This is a genomic window from Thalassolituus sp. LLYu03 (genome assembly GCF_050507655.1).
Classification (GTDB): domain Bacteria; phylum Pseudomonadota; class Gammaproteobacteria; order Pseudomonadales; family Oceanobacteraceae; genus Venatoribacter.
In genome coordinates this window covers 84,515-101,376 of record NZ_CP191496.1, presented here as the reverse complement: position 1 = coordinate 101,376, position 16,862 = coordinate 84,515, and the positions used below count along the sequence as shown (strand labels likewise).

Below are 16,862 nucleotides of genomic sequence, written 5' to 3'. Positions count from 1 at the left end.
TCAGCTGCGCAGAAAATCCAGCGCGGCTGACGTTCGGGTGGGTTCAAATTCGGTGACGTCATACGCCGCCAGGCGGTGCACAAAGAAAGGGTCCTGCTGCAGCACGGCATCCAGTGCGGCGCGGTTTTCGGCCTGCGCCAGAATCACACCGCCAGTGCGGGGTACTTTACGCCCCGAGGCCAGAAAAATACCGGCGTCGTAGCAGCGGTTCAAATAATCGACGTGCGCATCCAGATGCTGGTCAATTTCGTTCAGTTCAGCGACGTAGGTCAGAGAGACAACAAACATGATCCATCTCGTTTATTGGTAGCGATCAGGTCACTACGGATTATTATTCTTCGTTGTTATTTTTGAACGAATTCATTCAGGCTCATTGTCGGTCAGAGGCCCGTGGCACACCATTGGTTTTTGGTAGTAAGGCGTGCTCTGCATCAAGCCCCTTATATCCGATAACCCGCTTGTCCGGCTGCGCTTATTGCAGCGCAGCCGGCATGTCATGAATGGTCGCAGCCAGCCGCCATCATGCAGGCGGTATCCAGCATACGGTTGGCAAAACCCCACTCGTTATCGAACCAGATCAGCATTTTTAATAACTGACCTCCGCTGACGCGGGTCTGGGTGGCGTCGACAATGCCGGAGCGGGCATCGTGATTAAAATCGATGGAGGCATGAGCTTCGTCGGTAATGCCGATAATGCCTTTTAACGCATTATTCGCCGCCGCACGCATCAGGGTATTCACCTCATCCACGCTTACCGCACGACTCAGCTGCAGGCTGATATCCAGCGCCGACACATTAATGGTCGGCACGCGCACGTGCAGGCTTTCGATTTTACCGGCGAGTTTCGGCATTAAGCGGGCAATACCCAACGGCAGGCCGGTATCCACCGGAATAATGCTTTGTCCGGCGGCGCGGGTACGGCGCAGGTCGGAATGGTAAGCGTCAATCACCGGCTGATCGTTCATGGCCGAGTGAATGGTGGTGGTCACGCCGGCTTCAATACCAAAGGCATCGTCGAGCAGGGTCAGTACCGGCAGCAGACAATTGGTGGAGCACGAGCCGTTGGAGACAATGCGCTGTTCCGCGGTCAGCGTGTGCTGGTTAAGGCCATAAATAATGGTGTTATCCACGGCGCTGTCGGCCGGGTTGGAAATCAGCACGCGTTTGGCACCGGCGTTTAAATGCTGTTCGCCGTCGTCGCGGGTCTTCACCTGACCACTGCATTCCAGCACCAGATCAATGCCCAGTGCCGCCCAGTCGTGATGTGCGATATCCGGCTCATGGCGCACGCAGATACGGTCGCCGTTCACCAGCAGATGACGTTCGTCAGCCACTTCCACGCTGCCGGCAAAGCGGCCGTGGGTGCTGTCGTAACGCAGCATATAACTGATGGTGTCGATGTCGGCCAGTTCGTTAATGGCAACCACCTGCAGGCGGTCGCGGTAACCGTTTTCGTACAGTGCCCGCAGCACACAACGACCAATACGACCAAACCCGTTGATCGCGACACGTACTGGTGGCTGGCTGTCTGTCATAAAGTCTTCCGTACACTGAACTGCAAAGCCGGCTATTGTCGCGGATTTATGCCTCTGCCGCCACACGGCCAGCGGCCCGCTGCGGCTGCCGGTTTAAATCCGGCCCGGCCATCCGCTACACTGCGCTTTTTACGCTGTGGACTGAGTTATGACACCGGAACAACAAACCGCCATTGAAGCCGCCGTACTGCGCCGCCTGCTGAAGCATCTGGACGAACGCAACGACGTGCAGAACATCGACCTGATGAATCTGGCCGGCTTCTGCCGCAACTGTCTGGCGAAATGGACCGTTACCGCCGCCGCGGATGAAGGCGTCACGCTGGATTACGAACAGGCGCGCGAGCGCATTTACGGCATGCCGTACAACGACTGGAAAGCCCTGCATCAGAAAGAAGCGTCCGCCGAACAGCTGGCCGTATTTAACGCCCGCGCCAAGGAATAACCACCAGCAACGATTCGGGCAACTATTTGCCCGGGCGCGCGTCTTACGATGTCACTCCATTCAGGGAAACGAATATGAAAACCTCTGTAATCACCGCACTGCTGACCGCCACCCTGCTGAGTGTGCCTCTGCTGAGCCAGCAGGCGCTGGCAGATGACCGCTATATCAGCGTCAGCGGCGAGGGCGAAGTGCAGGCCATGCCTGACTACCTGCAGCTGAACCTGACCATCAGCGACACCGGTGCTGACGCCGGCGAAACCGCCAAAAGCGTGAACAAAGCCGTGCAGCAGGTGATCAATATCGCGACCAAGAAAGGCGTGAAGAAAGAAGACATCGAAGCCGCCCGCGCCAATCGTCAGCCATTGTGGGACTGGACCAAAGAAGGCCGTCAGTACAAAGGCGAACAGATTTCGCGCCCGGTAACCATTACCCTGCGTGATCTGGACGCCTACTCGGCGCTGCTCAGCCAGCTGATGAAGGTTGAACACCTGAGTCTGCAGGGCACCGCTCTGCGCTTTAACGACCCGGATGCCCTGCAGGAACAGGCGATGACGCTGGCACTGAAAAACGCCCGCACCAAGGCGCGCAGCATGGCCGCCGCGCTGGACGCCAAAGTCGGCGAGGTTCTGCGCATCGAAGAAAACGGCAGCGGCCCGGCCCCGGTGTTTGAAATGCGTGCCATGGCGATGGCCAAGTCCGCCCCGGAAGAAGCGCCGATGCTGATCCAGAAACAGAGCATCAGCGCCAGCGCCCAGGTGCGGTTCGAACTCAAGTAAAAACGGATAACCCATGACCGACAGCAACAAGCCCAGCCTGACACCCGGCGTTTACCGTCACTACAAAGGCAACGAATATCAGGTGCTGGGCCTTGCCCGCCACAGCGAAAGCGAAGAATGGATGGTGGTCTACAAAACCCTGTACGGCGACTATTCGCTGTGGGTGCGCCCGGCCGCCATGTTCTGCGAAAACGTGACCATCGACGGGCGCGAGCAACCGCGCTTCGCGCTGGTTCGTGCCCTTGAAGGCAGTGGTTTTACGGCCGAACAGGCGGAGAACCCGTTATGACCCCGGCCATTAACGCGGCGAAAAAAGCCAAGATCGCCTTCGACGTGCTGGAGTATCAGCACGACCCGGCGGCGGAATCTTACGGCGAAGAAGCCGCACAGGCGCTGGGGCTCGACCCGGCGCAGGTATTCAAAACCCTGCTGGTCAGCCTGACCGGCCACAAAAGCACGCTGGCCGTGGCCGTGCTGCCGGTTACCCACATGCTCTCCCTGAAAGCCATCGCTAAGGCACTGGGCGCCAAGAAGGCCGAGATGGCCGATCCGAAACTGGCGGAACGCACCACGGGCTATATCGTCGGCGGCATCAGCCCCATCGGTCAGAAGAAAGCCCTGCCCACCGTCATCGACGACAGTGCCAAAGAACTCGCGCGCATGCACGTCAGCGCCGGCCGCCGCGGCCTTGAAATCGCACTGGCGCCGGACGATCTGGCCAGCCTGACCCGCGGCCAGTTTGCGCCGCTGACGGCGGAGTAAGCTGCCGCCGACGCGCACGGTTACCAACCAGACAGCGTACAAAATAGTCCCGGAGTGTGAGGCTCGTCTCTGGACGAGCCGCCACGCTCTGTGCAGAATGCAGCGCGTAATTGTTAGTGTTCTGATCCATGACTTCCCTCTTCCGATTCCGTTATTGCCTGTTGATTGCCGGACTGCTGACCGGGGCTGTCGCCTGCACGCCGGTTGACTACAAACCGGCCAGCCCGCTGGGCGCCAGTCAGGACGGCTATCTGGACGAAGAAATCGCGCCGGGCGTATTCGTCATCGAAGTGCGCCAGATGAGCGGCTTCCAGTTCCTGCTCAACTACGACGACACCATCAGTACCTTCCGCGCCCACTGGCACCGCCGCGCCGGCGAGCTGTGCGCTGCGGGTTACCTGGGCGAACCTGAAGTGCTGCTGCCAGCCGAAGCCCGTCTGCAACAGTTTGTCTGCACCGATAAGGCCTGCCGCAACTACCCGCTGGTCTCCGGCATCGCCTACTGCCACCAGCGCTACAGCCTCTAACCCCCTGAAACTGTGCGGTTTTTGCCGCACAGCGGCTTCTGCTAAACCCCCATCCTCCGCGCCAGCGCTGTCTATACTCTCAGCAGACCTGCGCGAGGACACCGGATGAACCGCTTGCTACTGCTGTTTCTGAAAACCACCACCGGCTATTTTCTGGCCGGTCTGATTGGTCATCAGCTGGCGATTCCACCGGGCTTTGCTTCGGCCGTATGGCCGGCAGCCGGTCTGGCCTTTGCCTTTGCAGTCCTGTTTCCTCTGGGCGCCATCATTCCCGGTGTGATCGCCGGCTCGTTTCTGATCAACCTGTTTATCAGCAGCCATCACTTTGAAGATTTTCAAAACATCAACGTGATCGCCCCACTGTTTATGGCATTGGGGGCCGGAGCACAGGCGTTTGCCGGTAAATACCTGTTCCATTTTGCGGTCGGTCAGCGCGAGGCACCTACTTCGCCGCAGTCGATCATCAATTTCGTGCTCATGGTGTCGGCCGGTTCCAGCCTGATTAACAGCATCATCGGCACCCTGAGCCTGTACCTGAATCACATCATTCCGGTTGATAACGTCAGCTTCACCTGGCTGACCTGGTGGGTTGGCGATGGCATCGGCATCCTGTTGTTCGGTCCTATGCTGCTGATACTGCTGCAGCCCAGCATCGCCATGCAGCGCAAACTGCAGATTGTGATGCCAACACTGGTGCTGTTTTCGCTGGTGTTACTGCTGTTTTCAGCGTCGCTGCGCCACACCCAGTCGCTGCAACAGGCCCGCTTCGACCGCAACGCCGAAGAAATAGCGCACACCATCGATGACCTGCTGAGGGAAGCAGAAAACAAACTCATTGCCTACGCGGCGCTTTATAACGCCTCTGAAGCCGTAACCCGGCAGGAGTTTGAGCGCTTCTCACAGGTGATTATGGGCGCCGACGATGCACTGTGGGCCATTGGCTGGACACCGGTCATCGCTGCCGACCAGCGCGCCGCCTTTGAACAACAGATGCGGCGTGAGTACCCGGATTTTCAGCTGACCGAAATCACCGACGACGGCCGCCTGATTCCGGCAACGCCACAGGCCGAATATTTCCCGGTTGTGTACATTTACCCGTTTGAGAAAAACCGCCGCGCACTGGGCCTGAATCTGGGTGCCAACAGTGCCCGCTGGGAAGCCTTAAAAAAAGCCCGGCTGCTGGAACGCCCAGTGGCCACAGCGCCCATTATGCTGGCGCAGGGGCAGCACAAACTGAAAGCCGCCATTGTGTACGTACCCGTGTTCGACGTTACCCACAACCTGCCGCACGAAGACCGGCAATTTATTGGCTACGCCTCGGGCGTGATTCAGATGGAAGGCTTGCTCAACACCATCGCGACCGACGCAATCCAGCAGGGCATTTCCCTGCGCATTACGGATGAGGCCGACGGCAAACAGGAACTGCTGTATGAGCCGCACGAAACCCTGAATCCTTTGTATGAGCGCTTCAGCTATTTCGCCGATTTCGGTACGCGTCGCTACCATATTGAACTGTTGGCTAACGACCATATCGCCGCCGGTGGAAAAGACTGGACCAGCTGGATGGTGGTGACCGGCGGCTTTATGCTGGCCTCCTTGTTCCAGGTATTTATTCTGCTGGTGACCGGCACGGTTGAGCATGTGCGCAGCGAAGTGCAGATCAAAACCCGCGAACTGGTGAAAACCACCGAACAGGCAAATTCCGCTAATCAGGCAAAATCGCGCTTTCTCGCCAACATGAGTCACGAACTGCGCACGCCGATGAACGCCATTATCGGTTTTATTGGCCTGTGTCTGAAAACCGATCTGACCGATAAACAACGGGATTATTTAACCAAGTCGCAGATGGCCTCTGAAATCCTTTTGGCGTTAATTAACGAGTCGCTGGATTACGCCAAAATTGAAGCCGGCCAGCTGCATTTGTCGAAACACGAATTCTCGCTGCCGGAATTACTGACCAAAATAAAAGCCCTGTTCGATCTGCGCGCGCAGGAGAAACAACTCGGATTCCGCATTCAGGTCGACGACGGCGTACCGGCCACCTTTATGGGCGACGAACTGCGCATTGAGCAGATTCTGCTGAACCTGCTGAGCAACGCGTTTAAGTTCACCAGTGCCGGTGAAATTACCGTGCACATCGCCTGGAAAAAAGCGGAGTCGCGTTTATTTATTAAAGTGACGGACAGTGGCATTGGCATTCCGGCGGATCATCTGCCGCATTTATTTGAAGCCTTCCGTCAGGCCGACAGCTCCACCAGTCGCCGCTTTGGCGGTACCGGTCTGGGTTTAAGCATCAGTCGCCAGCTGGCGAATATGATGGATGGCGATATTTCGGTGACCAGCACCGAACATCAGGGCAGCTGCTTTACCGTCAGTCTGGCTCTGGAGGCGCTGAGCGACGACACAACCGACCTCAACAGCAGCGAAGCTCAGCTGCACGAGCAGGCCAACGCCGAAGAACCGCTGGGGGGCATTCACTGCTTGCTGGTGGAAGATGTTCTGATGAATCAGATTCTGGCGCAGGAATTACTGACTCAGTTTGGCGCCCAGGTCACCATCGCCGACAACGGCCGCATTGCGGTGGACATGCTGAGCGAAGGCCTGCGCCCGGATGTGGTGCTGATGGATATTCAGATGCCGGAATTAGACGGTCTGCAGGCCACCCGTGCGTTACGTACCATAGCCGGCTGTGAAACCCTGCCGGTGATCGCCATGACCGCCAACGCCATGGACACCGATATCCGCGACTGCCGTGAGGCGGGTATGCAGGCGCATATTGCCAAGCCCATCAATGCCCACGACATGGTCGTAAAAATCATGCAGTGGCTGCCGAAAAAAGCACGCCCAGCCAGCGCCAAAAGCGCGGATGGTGACGCAGGAAAAGAAGGGGAAAAAGCGTCGGATCAAACATCAGAAACGGCAGCCGACGAAGGTCGGGACACGGCCTGAATCTGGTTGAGCCGGCCTGAATCTGGTTGAGCCGGCCTGAATCTGGTTGAGCCGGCCTGAATCTGGTTGAGCCGGCCTGAATCTGGTTGAGCCGGTCTGAAATGGGCCGGACACCGGCCATCCGAAAACATGGGTAACGTCAGAACTGGCTGAAGGCGCCGCCTTTGCGCCGGAAGCCCGGTGCATCAAACAGCACAATCAGACCAGCCGTATCAATTTTGCAGTGGGCATAGCCTTTACGCACGCGGCTTTCGACATTCATATACACGTCGTAAAACTCGCGGCTCTGGCGGGTGGAATACTGATCAAGGCTGATTTCCAGATCGCTGTCCAGCACATTCCGTGAATAGTCGCGGCAGTGTTCAATCGCATCCGACAGATTGTGCACATCACCCTGCAGCCCTTTACTGCAGCTGTTCAGCAACAGCAGGGCCAGAGGAACACTCAGCAACCGGGTCAGCTTCATACGCCACTCCGCACACACATTAACCAGAGTGTAGTGCCTGTCGGCCAAAACTCCGGATATTCAGGCACTCGCCAGCTGCCTTAACTGGCAGCAACCCTTTGTATACGGACGTCTGTGGTGATCCGATACTGTCTTTGTCAGCGCTCGGTCAGGGCTTTGTTAACGCTCCGTTAACGCTCGGTTATTCGTCCAGCGTGCGCGCGGCTGGCGATGTTTATGACTGCCCGGTCAGAAGCGCCGGATCGAGCAAGCGCTCTAATTCCGCGCGCGGGATATCGGTTTTTTCCAGCGCCACATCGAGCACCGGACGGTTGTCACGGTAGGCGGTCTTGGCAATGTCGGCGGCTTGCAGATAACCGATCACCGGATTCAGCGCCGTCACCAGCACCGGGTTGCGCGCCAGTGCTTTTTCTATCTGAGCTTCATTCACACGGAAACCGCTGATGGCTTTGTTCGCCAGTAAGCGGCTGGCGTTGGCCAGCAACTGAATGCTTTCACACAGATTGCGCGCCACCAATGGCAGCATCACATTCAGTTCAAAACTGCCCGACTGTCCGGCGATGGTAATGGTGGTGTCGTTGCCCATCACCTGCGCCGCCACCATGGCCACAGATTCCGGAATCACCGGGTTTACTTTGCCCGGCATGATGGAAGAACCGGGCTGTAAAGCCGGTAATTCAATTTCGCCTAACCCCGCCAGCGGACCAGAATTCATCCAACGCAGATCGTTGGCAATTTTCATCAGCGACACCGCCGTGGTTTTCAGCTGGCCCGATACCGCCACGGCCACATCCTGACTGGACATGTGCGTGAAGAAATTCTCGGCGCGGGTCATTTTAAGGCCGATTAATCCGCTTAATTCGTGCAGAAATAACAACGAAAACTGCGGATGTGCATTTACGCCGGTGCCGACCGCAGTGCCGCCCTGCGCCAGCGATTGCAGCAGGGGCTGCTGCGCTTTCAGCGCGCGGATATTCTGCAGTATCTGCGTGCGCCAGCCGCCCAGCGCCTGCTCCATACGCAGTGGCATGGCGTCCATCAGATGGGTGCGGCCGGTTTTGACGATGTGCCCCACCACTTCACTCTGTTGGGCGATGGCGCGCTGCAAATGGTCCAGCGCCGGCAGTAATTCCTGTGCTATCAGCACCGCAGCGGCGGTGTGAATGGCCGACGGAATGGTGTCGTTGCTGCTTTGCCCGGCGTTCACATGATCGTTGGCACTGACCTCCTGACCCAGGCTACGCGAGGCGAGCGTGGCCAGCACTTCGTTGGCGTTCATATTGGAACTGGTGCCGGAGCCGGTCTGAAACACGTCGAGCGGAAAATGCTGCATAAAGCTTTCGTCGGCCAACAGGGTCTGCGCAGCATCGGCAATGGCGGCTGCGATATCGGCCGGAATAACACCCAGTTCGCCGTTGGCGCGGGCAGCGGCGGTTTTAATGTTCAGCAGCGCGCGGATGAATGCCGCCGGCAGTGGCTGTCCACTGACCGGGAAATTGTCGATGGCCCGTTGGGTCTGGGCGGCGTACAAGGCGTCAGCCGGAACCTGAAGTTCGCCCATGCTGTCGCGCACCGTACGGAAGGAAGTCATAGCGCCCCCGGGGAGTACCTGTTGAAAAACAGGTTTTACCTTACGGCAGCCCTCCCCGGTGGGCTAATGAAGAAAATTAACAGCGCTGATAGCCGTTAACGAGCGGCCGTTAACGCACCGGCCGTTCATACAAGGGCCGCTTACAACTGGCTCAGGAACTGATGGTACAGGTCGGCGGTGTCGCCCGGCATTTCCATCATCGGCATATGGCCATAGCCCTTGAACACATGCACTTCCAGTTGCGGAATACCGGCTTTCCAGCGGTCGACGGCACTGACGTGCAGCAGACGGTCGTGATCGCCCCACCACAGCATGGCCGGCGCTTTCAGCTCGCCCAGACGGTCTTCGACATAATCGCTGGCATGGAAATCGTCGAAAATTTTCTGCAGTTCGCTGCGGCGCGATTTGTATTTCTCGTACACGGCTTCAAGCACGATGTCCGGCACCACAGGCGGATGTTGCATGGTCATGGCGTAGAAATCGTCGAACTCTTTGCGGTTACCGATAATGAACGGATTTTTGCCTTCGGCCAGCATGCGGAACATATCGCTTGGCTCCGGCGACATCACCCCGGCCGGATCCACCATGGTGGCCGACAGCGTCATGTCCGGGTAGTTAATGGCAAACGTCGCGGTCAGGAAGCCGCCCATGGAATTACCGATGACGTGCGCGGCTTTGACATCCATGGCGCTCAGCAGGCGCTGCAGACGATCGGCCTGCGCCGGCATGCGGTAGCTCCAGTCGGCCTGATACGGGCTGTCACCGTGACCGGCCATGTCCGGAATAATGATCTCGTAATCGTCGGTCAGATGACGGGCAAAGCGTGGCCATACGTTTTTGTCAGCGCTGTAACCGTGCAGCATCACAATCACAGGTTTACCCGGATTTTTGTGGTGATAAAGCGACAGCGTCATATCACCGATATTCACCGCTTCGGTGGTAAAACCGTACAGCGAGGCTTCGGTGGCCATGGCGTTGTTGTACATCCATTTGCCGACGCTGCCGTAGTTGGCGCGCAGCGCGCCGTAAGAAAACGCCAGCAGCAGCGGCAGGGTGAGAAGCAGAACTTTTTTCATGTGAGTACCTTATTATTGTTATGCCGTTTTTATTTAATTACGCGAAATCGTGGTCTTTTTCGCGGAAGTTTTTGGTCCAGCGGCGGAAGGTAAAACTGAAGCCCGGGAACATGGCAATCACCTTACCGCTTTTGCTCTTGTACCAGCTGGTGCAGCCGCCCGAATGCCACACGGTTTTTTCCATTTCCTGATGGATATGGCGGGTGTAGCTGTCTTCGGACGCGGCTTTTACTTCAATCAGCTGTTTGCCGCGGCCACGCACTTCTTCAATGGCGCGCATGATGTAATTCATCTGCGCCTCGATGATGAAAATCGCCGAGGTGTGACCGATACCGGTATTCGGCCCCGTCACGATAAACAGGTTCGGGAAACCCGGCGCGGACGTGCCCAGATACGCGCGCGGAAAATCCGCCCACACGTCGGCCAGCGTCGTACCGCCCTTACCCACCACAGGGTACGAAATAACGCCGTCGGTGGCGTCGTAACCGGTGGAGTACACAATCAGATCCAGATCAACCTGCTCGCCATTGCTGGTGAGAATGCCGCGCTCGTTAATTTCCGCAATACCATCGGTTTTATCGTGCAGCGTCACATTGCTGCGGCAATAAGCCGGGTACAGGGTGTCGGACAGAATCACGCGCTTACAGCCGATGGTGAAATCCGGCGTCACTTTTTTTGCAAGCACAGGGTCTTTGATCTGTTTGCGGATATGCGCCCGTGCTTTGCGCGCCGCCACCAGCTCCAGCATCAGCGACGAATACTTAAAGCCGATCACCCGCGTTTCGAGCCCCCAGTAAATGGCTTCCCGCAGCGCGCGGTAAACCAGGCGGTTCTGCAGCAGACGGCGTTGCCAGCCTTTAAACACATAGTCCGGACGCGGCATCACCCAATGCGGCGTGCGCTGGAAAATATCCAGATGCGCGACGTCCGGCGCAATGGCCGGAATGACCTGAGCGGCACTGGCGCCGCTGCCAATAATGGCCACGCGCTTGCCTTTGTAGTCGTAATCCTGGTCCCAGTTATTGGTGTGGAAACTGTGGCCTTTAAATGTATCGCGCCCTTTGAACGGCGGAATGACCGGCGTACTGAGCGGGCCTGAGGCGTTAATCACAAACTGGGCGCGCAGGCTTTCGCGGCCATCGAGATCAATTTCCCAACAGCGTTCGTCATCGTTCCATGCGATCTTCTGCACGTTGCAGCCGGTCAGGGTTTTCTCACGCAGGCCGTGCTTATTGATCACGTAGTTGGTGTATTGCTGCAGTTCCGCCTGGCCGGCGAACATCTGCGACCAGTCGTACGGTTCGGATTCGATGGAATACAGCGGCGACTGCACGTCCACCGCCGCCCCCGGATACGCGTTCTGCGCCCAGGTGCCGCCCATGAATTCACGGCGTTCCAGAATCACAAAATCGTCGAGGCCGCGCTCGCGCAAACGAATGGCGGCGCACTGGCCACCGAAGCCACTGCCAATGATGATGACGGTATAGGCCTGCATAAGGGTCTCCGTGGTTCGCGGTTGGGCCGCGCTTATTGTTATTGCTATCTGAGGACAGTTGTCGTCACTTTACTTCTGACGACACGTGTCGTCAAATAGCCCCAAGAGTCCTTTTCAGACAAAAATAATGACCGAGACCAACACCCTCCCCGCGCCGCCGGCCAACACAGCCAACGGCCGCCTGTACGGCGGACAAACCCAGGAAGAGCGCCGGCTGGCGCGCCGCGAAGCCTTTTTGCAGGCCGGTCTGGAGGTTTTCGGACAGGACGGTTTCCGCACCGCTACCGTACGGGGCATCTGCCGTCAGGCGCAGCTGACCGACCGCTACTTTTATGCCGAATTCGGCACCCTCGAACTGCTGCTGCAGGCGGTGTACAGCCACTGCATGGACAACCTGTATCAACGCCTCGGCGCTGTGTTCCGCAACGCAGGCGCCGGTGCCGATATGAACGCCCTCACCTGTGAGGCGCTGACGCTGTTCTTTGAAGTGCTGGAAGACAAGCGCATTGCCCGCGTGTGCATGCTGGAGCTGGAAGGCGTCAGCGAAGACACCAACGCCCACTATCTGAATTACATCCGCCGCTTCGCCCTGCTGTTAATGGCCGTGGCGCGCGGCATTCATCCGCACTGGCGCATTGCCGATGACGAAGCGGAAATGCTGGGCATGGGACTGGTCGGCGCCATGCGCCAGATGTCGGTGAACTGGTTGCTGAGCGGGCATGCCGCCAACCGCGAAACGCTGGTGCGTTCCGGGCAGCGGTTGATTATGGGGCTGGTGCTGCAACTGCAGCAGGACTATCCGGCCACCTGAGGCGCTGAAACATCAGCGCGCGTTCAGAGCGGCGGGAACGGATTCCAGATGCAGGCTGCGGGTCGGGAAGGCACAGTCGGCGCCGTGGCGGTGGATAATCTCCAGCACCTTCAGCAACACATCCTGTTTGATGTCGTGGTAACGCACCCAGTCGGTGGTTTTGGTGAAGGTGTAGATAAAGAAATCCAGACTGGATTCACCAAAGCTGTTGAAGTTCACGATCAGGGTCTGGTCGGTATCAATTTCCTCATGCGCACGCAGCATGGCGCGCACATCGTCCATGACGGCCGACAGCACTTTCGCATCCTGATAGCGGATACCCACGGTTTCATAAATGCGGCGGTTGAGCATGCGCGACGGGTTTTCCACCGAGATGCTGGTAAACACCGAGTTCGGCACATACAGCGGGCGCTTGTCGAAAGTGCGGATATGGGTCACACGGAAACCGATGTGTTCCACCGTGCCTTCAATGCTGCGGTCCGGTGAGCGGATCCAGTCACCGACCTTGAACGGACGGTCGAGGTAAATAATCAGCGAGCCGAAGAAGTTGGCCAGCAGATCCTTGGCCGCCATACCAACCACCAGACCACCGACACCACCAAACGCCAGCAGGCCGGAAATCGAAATACCGAGCATCTGAAAGACCGGCAACACCACCAGCACGCACACCGTGAGCTTGGCGATTTTGCCCACCAGCTGTACGGTGGTCGGGTCCATACCGCTGTCGATCTGACGCTCTTCCACCCGGCGGATCAGGCGCCACAGCGCCCAGCCGACCAGAATCACCAGCGACAGCTGGCGCACCACAGGAATACTGCTGACGATTTCGGAATCGAAATGACGCGAGCTGATGTCGGCAATCCAGGTCGCGCCGATCACGAAGATGATCCAGCTGACCGGCACACCGATCGCCTCAACGGCGATGTCGTCCCATTTGTTGTTGGTGCGGTTCACAAACGACAGCAGACGCTTGCGGAAAAAACGCCAGCAGGCACCGGCCAGTAACGTCACACTGAGGGCGATGCTGACATCCCAGAACCAGTCATAATTCTGGTTAATTAAATCACTCCACCAATTCACAACCGACTCCGCACACCTTACAGACCGCGACGCTGACGCACCGCTTCAAACAGACAAATACCCGTGGCCACCGACACGTTGACCGAGCTGACTTCACCGGCCATCGGAATATTGACCAGATAATCGCAATGCTCACGCGTCAGGCGGCGCATACCCGCGCCTTCGGCCCCCATCACCAGTGCGATGGCGCCTTTGAAATCCTGCTCGTACACGCTGTGCGTGGCTTCGCCGGCGGTGCCGACGATCCAGATACCGCGTTCCTGCAGTTCTTTCATGGTGCGCGCCAGATTCGTCACCTGAATGTACGGCACGGCTTCCGCTGCACCACAGGCCACTTTCGCGGCGGTGGCGTTCAGCGGCGCCGATTTGTCCTTCGGCGCAATCACCAGCTGCACACCGGCGGCATCGGCGGTACGCAGACAGGCGCCTAAATTGTGCGGGTCGGTCACGCCGTCAAGAATCAGAATGAGCGGTGTGCCGCTGATGCTGTCCAGAATTTCCGGCAAGTGCTTTTCGCTTTTGTTCTGCACCGGCTTGCGCCAGGCAATCACACCCTGATGGTTACCTTCATCGGCCTTCTGATTCATCAGACCTTTGTCGGCTTCACGGACGTCGAGCCCCTGCTCCTGAGCCAGATCGAGCACGCGCTGCATGCGCTGATCGACACGGCCTTTCATGACCCAGAGTTCGACCACCTGATCCGGGCTGCGCTGCAGCAGGGTGGTGACCGCGTGTAAACCGTAAACGGCTTCGAGTTTCATGCGTTATTTAACCTGTTTTTTCTTACCGGCTTTTTTGGCAGCTTTTTTAGCGGCCTTTTTCTTGTCGGTTTTTTTGCTTTCTGTTTTCTTTTTCGCGTTCAGCTTCTGACGCTTGCTTGGCTTCGGCTTTTTCTTTTTGTCGTCGCTGCTTTCAGCACCATCAGCCACGGGTTTACGGCGGCCCGGACGCATGGAAATTTCCACTTTATCGCCACTGGCCTGCTGTTCACGACGACGCGGCAGACGGGCCGGTTCCGGGAAATCCGCGCCTTTGCGTTCACGGTTCAGCGGTGCGGTGGCCAGTTCGAAATCAACCTTGCGGTCGTCGAGGCTTACGCCGGTCACGCGTACCCAGAGTTTGTCGCCCAGGCGGAAACTGCGGCGCGTGCGCTCGCCCACCAAACGGTGTTTCGTTGCATCAAAATGGTAGTAATCGTTAGCCAGACTGCTGACGTGCACCAGACCTTCGACATACACCTCGGACAATTCCACAAACAGACCGAAACCGGTGACCGCACTGATTACACCTTCAAATTCTTCACCCACGCGATCACTGATGTATTCGCATTTGAGGAAGTCGGTGACGTCACGGGTGGCGTCGTCGGCACGGCGTTCGGTCATTGAGCAGTGTTCGCCCAGATGCACCATGGCGCCGGTGTCGTACGGATAAATATCGCGCGCGGCCAGCGGCTTGGCGCCGTCGGCACGTTTGACGTGTTTGCACTCACGCTCGCTGCGGATCACGCTGCGGATGCCGCGGTGAATCAGCAGGTCGGGATACCGGCGGATCGGCGAGGTGAAGTGGGTGTAGGCCTTGTACGCCAGACCGAAGTGGCCTTCATTTTCCGGCTGGTATTGCGCCTGACTGAGCGAGCGCAGCAGCACGGTCTGAATCAGGTGCGAATCCGGACGGTCGCCGATGCGCTCAATTAATGCCTGATAATCTTTTGGCGTCGGCTCAGAACCATTGGCAATGGACAGGCCCAGCTCACCTAAAAAGGCGTGAAGGTTTTCCAGCTTTTCGCGCGTCGGGCCGTTGTGCACCCGGTACAGGGTCGGCACTTTGTAGCGGTCGAGGAAATCCGCCGCACAGACGTTGGCGGCCAGCATGCATTCTTCGATCAGCATGTGCGCTTCGTTACGCGATACCGGCACAATTTCCTGAATCTTACGTTCGGAGTCGAACACGATGCGGGTTTCAACCGAATCGAAATCCATCGCGCCACGGGCTTCGCGTTTGCTGCGCAGCAGCTTGAACAGGGCGTACAGGTCTTCGACGTGCGGCACAATATTTTTGTAGTGCTCGCGCCAGGCATCGCCTTCGTCGGTGCGCGGCAACTCCAGCATCTGCCAGACCTTGTTGTAGGTCAGACGCGCATGAGAGTGAATAATGCCTTCCATAAACTGGTAACCGGAAATATTACCGGCTTTGGAAATGGTGATTTCACACACCATCACCAGACGGTCGACTTCCGGGTTCAGCGAGCACAGACCGTTGGATAATTTTTCCGGCAGCATAGGCACAACAAAGCCCGGGAAATACACCGAATTGCCACGCACATGGGCTTCTTTATCCAGCGCAGAATGCACCTGCACATAATGCGATACGTCGGCGATGGCGACGAATAAACGCCAGCCGCCGGTGCTGCGGTTTTTCTCGCAGTACACCGCGTCGTCGAAGTCTTTCGCGTCTTCGCCGTCGATGGTGACAAACGGCAGGTCACGCAGATCGATGCGGTTCTTTTTGTCTTTTTCTTTGACTTCGGCCGGCAGTTTTTTGGTTTCTGCCATCACCTCGTCGGACCATTCGTTCGGAATGTTGTGGCTGCGGATGGCGACTTCGATTTCCATGCCCGGCGCCAGATGGTCACCCAGCACTTCGATCACTTCGCCCATCGGCAGACCACCGGCCTGCGGCTGCTGGGTCAGCTGCACCACCACAAACTGGCCGTGCTGTGCACCTTTGCGCCCTTCCGGCTGAATCAGAATTTCGTGCGCCACGCGCTTGTTGTCGGGCTGTACCACGCCCACGCCCGACTGGTCGAAATAACGGCCAACCACTTTTTGCGTGTTGCGCTCGAGCACTTCCACGATTTTGCCTTCCGGACGACCACGACGGTCGAGACCCAGAATCTGCACCGCCACGCGGTCACCGTGAAACACTTTGCTCATCTGACGGTTGGACAGGTAGATATCGTCAGCGCCATCGCGCAGTACAAACCCGTAACCGTCGCGGTGACCCATCACCACGCCGGTGATCAGATCGACTTTGCGCATCGGCGCAAACTGGTTGCGGCGGTTGCTGATCAGCTGGCCATCGCGCGACATGGCGATCAGACGGCGGCGCAGGGCTTCTACGCGGTCTTCGTCGGTTTCGCCCAGACGGGCGCAGACTTCTTCGTGGGTAGCCGGGTGGCCGATCTGCTCGAGCAGCATCAGCAGCGCTTCGCGGCTGGCAACCGGATTGTCGTATTTTTCCGCTTCGGCGGCCGCGTTCGGGTCTTTGAAGGGAGCGGTGTTACGCACCGGCTTTTGTTTGCTGGAATCCGTCAAAATACGGCTCCTTGTATGAATAAGCCCTGAGTATAACG

General features: G+C 57.8%; 16 protein-coding genes. 7 read left to right on the top strand and 9 right to left on the bottom strand.

The window, feature by feature from the left end; translation table 11 throughout:
• On the bottom strand, window positions 1-288 hold the full coding sequence (locus ACQUQU_RS00550; RefSeq protein WP_430461306.1) for a YciI family protein: 288 nt from the start codon (window positions 286-288) through the stop codon (window positions 1-3).
• Window positions 289-494: 206 nt separating this feature from the next.
• Window positions 495-1,535: a type I glyceraldehyde-3-phosphate dehydrogenase gene (locus ACQUQU_RS00545; RefSeq protein ID WP_430461305.1), complete on the bottom strand. Its 1,041-nt coding sequence runs from the start codon at window positions 1,533-1,535 to the stop codon at window positions 495-497.
• 148 nt (window positions 1,536-1,683) lie between these two features.
• On the opposite strand from ACQUQU_RS00545, the gene ACQUQU_RS00540 reads away from it, so the two are divergent.
• The 6 genes from ACQUQU_RS00540 (at window position 1,684) to ACQUQU_RS00515 (ending at window position 6,991) form a co-directional block, all read left to right on the top strand.
• A complete protein-coding gene (locus tag ACQUQU_RS00540) occupies window positions 1,684-1,977 on the top strand; it encodes a DUF1244 domain-containing protein (RefSeq protein ID WP_430461304.1) in 294 nt (97 codons plus the stop codon).
• 74 nt (window positions 1,978-2,051) lie between these two features.
• A complete protein-coding gene (locus ACQUQU_RS00535; RefSeq protein WP_430461303.1) occupies window positions 2,052-2,753 on the top strand; it encodes an SIMPL domain-containing protein in 702 nt (233 codons plus the stop codon).
• Window positions 2,754-2,766: 13 nt separating this feature from the next.
• Window positions 2,767-3,042, top strand: coding sequence for a DUF1653 domain-containing protein (locus ACQUQU_RS00530; protein WP_430461302.1), 276 nt, complete (start codon window positions 2,767-2,769; stop codon window positions 3,040-3,042).
• Window positions 3,039-3,515 carry a Cys-tRNA(Pro) deacylase gene (gene ybaK, locus ACQUQU_RS00525; protein ID WP_430461301.1) on the top strand — a complete coding sequence of 159 codons (477 nt, stop codon included), beginning with the start codon at window positions 3,039-3,041 and terminating at the stop codon, window positions 3,513-3,515. Before ACQUQU_RS00530 ends, ybaK begins: the two co-directional genes overlap by 4 nt.
• Before the next feature lie 128 nt (window positions 3,516-3,643).
• Window positions 3,644-4,042, top strand: coding sequence for a hypothetical protein (locus tag ACQUQU_RS00520; RefSeq protein ID WP_430461300.1), 399 nt, complete (start codon window positions 3,644-3,646; stop codon window positions 4,040-4,042).
• Window positions 4,043-4,147: 105 nt separating this feature from the next.
• A complete protein-coding gene (locus tag ACQUQU_RS00515) occupies window positions 4,148-6,991 on the top strand; it encodes a CHASE domain-containing protein (RefSeq protein ID WP_430461299.1) in 2,844 nt (947 codons plus the stop codon).
• A 139-nt stretch (window positions 6,992-7,130) separates the two neighbouring features.
• On the opposite strand, the gene ACQUQU_RS00510 is transcribed toward ACQUQU_RS00515, so the two are convergent.
• The 4 genes from ACQUQU_RS00510 to ACQUQU_RS00495 all read right to left on the bottom strand — a co-directional run bounded on the left by ACQUQU_RS00510 (window position 7,131) and on the right by ACQUQU_RS00495 (window position 11,619).
• Window positions 7,131-7,457, bottom strand: a complete 327-nt coding sequence (locus ACQUQU_RS00510; RefSeq protein ID WP_430461298.1) for a hypothetical protein — start codon at window positions 7,455-7,457, stop codon at window positions 7,131-7,133.
• A gap of 214 nt (window positions 7,458-7,671) precedes the next feature.
• Window positions 7,672-9,048: a class II fumarate hydratase gene (locus ACQUQU_RS00505; RefSeq protein ID WP_430461297.1), complete on the bottom strand. Its 1,377-nt coding sequence runs from the start codon at window positions 9,046-9,048 to the stop codon at window positions 7,672-7,674.
• Window positions 9,049-9,188: 140 nt separating this feature from the next.
• Complete coding sequence (locus ACQUQU_RS00500; protein ID WP_430461296.1) at window positions 9,189-10,124, bottom strand: alpha/beta fold hydrolase; 936 nt, start codon at window positions 10,122-10,124, stop codon at window positions 9,189-9,191.
• A gap of 37 nt (window positions 10,125-10,161) precedes the next feature.
• Window positions 10,162-11,619, bottom strand: coding sequence for a flavin-containing monooxygenase (locus ACQUQU_RS00495; RefSeq protein ID WP_430461295.1), 1,458 nt, complete (start codon window positions 11,617-11,619; stop codon window positions 10,162-10,164).
• Window positions 11,620-11,746: 127 nt separating this feature from the next.
• Here ACQUQU_RS00495 and ACQUQU_RS00490 point away from each other — a divergent pair, with 127 nt between their 5' ends.
• Window positions 11,747-12,430, top strand: a complete 684-nt coding sequence (locus ACQUQU_RS00490; RefSeq protein ID WP_430461294.1) for a TetR/AcrR family transcriptional regulator — start codon at window positions 11,747-11,749, stop codon at window positions 12,428-12,430.
• A gap of 12 nt (window positions 12,431-12,442) precedes the next feature.
• Here the strand turns inward: ACQUQU_RS00490 and ACQUQU_RS00485 are convergent, their stop codons facing one another.
• Genes ACQUQU_RS00485 through rnr form a run of 3 tightly spaced genes read right to left on the bottom strand, consistent with a single transcriptional unit; the run spans window position 12,443 to window position 16,824 of the window.
• Window positions 12,443-13,510 (bottom strand): mechanosensitive ion channel family protein, encoded by a 1,068-nt coding sequence (locus ACQUQU_RS00485; protein ID WP_430461293.1) that lies wholly within the window; start codon window positions 13,508-13,510, stop codon window positions 12,443-12,445.
• A gap of 17 nt (window positions 13,511-13,527) precedes the next feature.
• Window positions 13,528-14,271, bottom strand: coding sequence for a 23S rRNA (guanosine(2251)-2'-O)-methyltransferase RlmB (gene rlmB / locus ACQUQU_RS00480; RefSeq protein ID WP_430461292.1), 744 nt, complete (start codon window positions 14,269-14,271; stop codon window positions 13,528-13,530).
• 3 nt (window positions 14,272-14,274) lie between these two features.
• The gene (gene rnr, locus ACQUQU_RS00475; protein ID WP_430461291.1) at window positions 14,275-16,824 is read right to left on the bottom strand and encodes a ribonuclease R; all 2,550 of its coding nucleotides are present in this window, start codon (window positions 16,822-16,824) and stop codon (window positions 14,275-14,277) included.
• Between the last annotated feature and the right edge of the window lie 38 nt (window positions 16,825-16,862).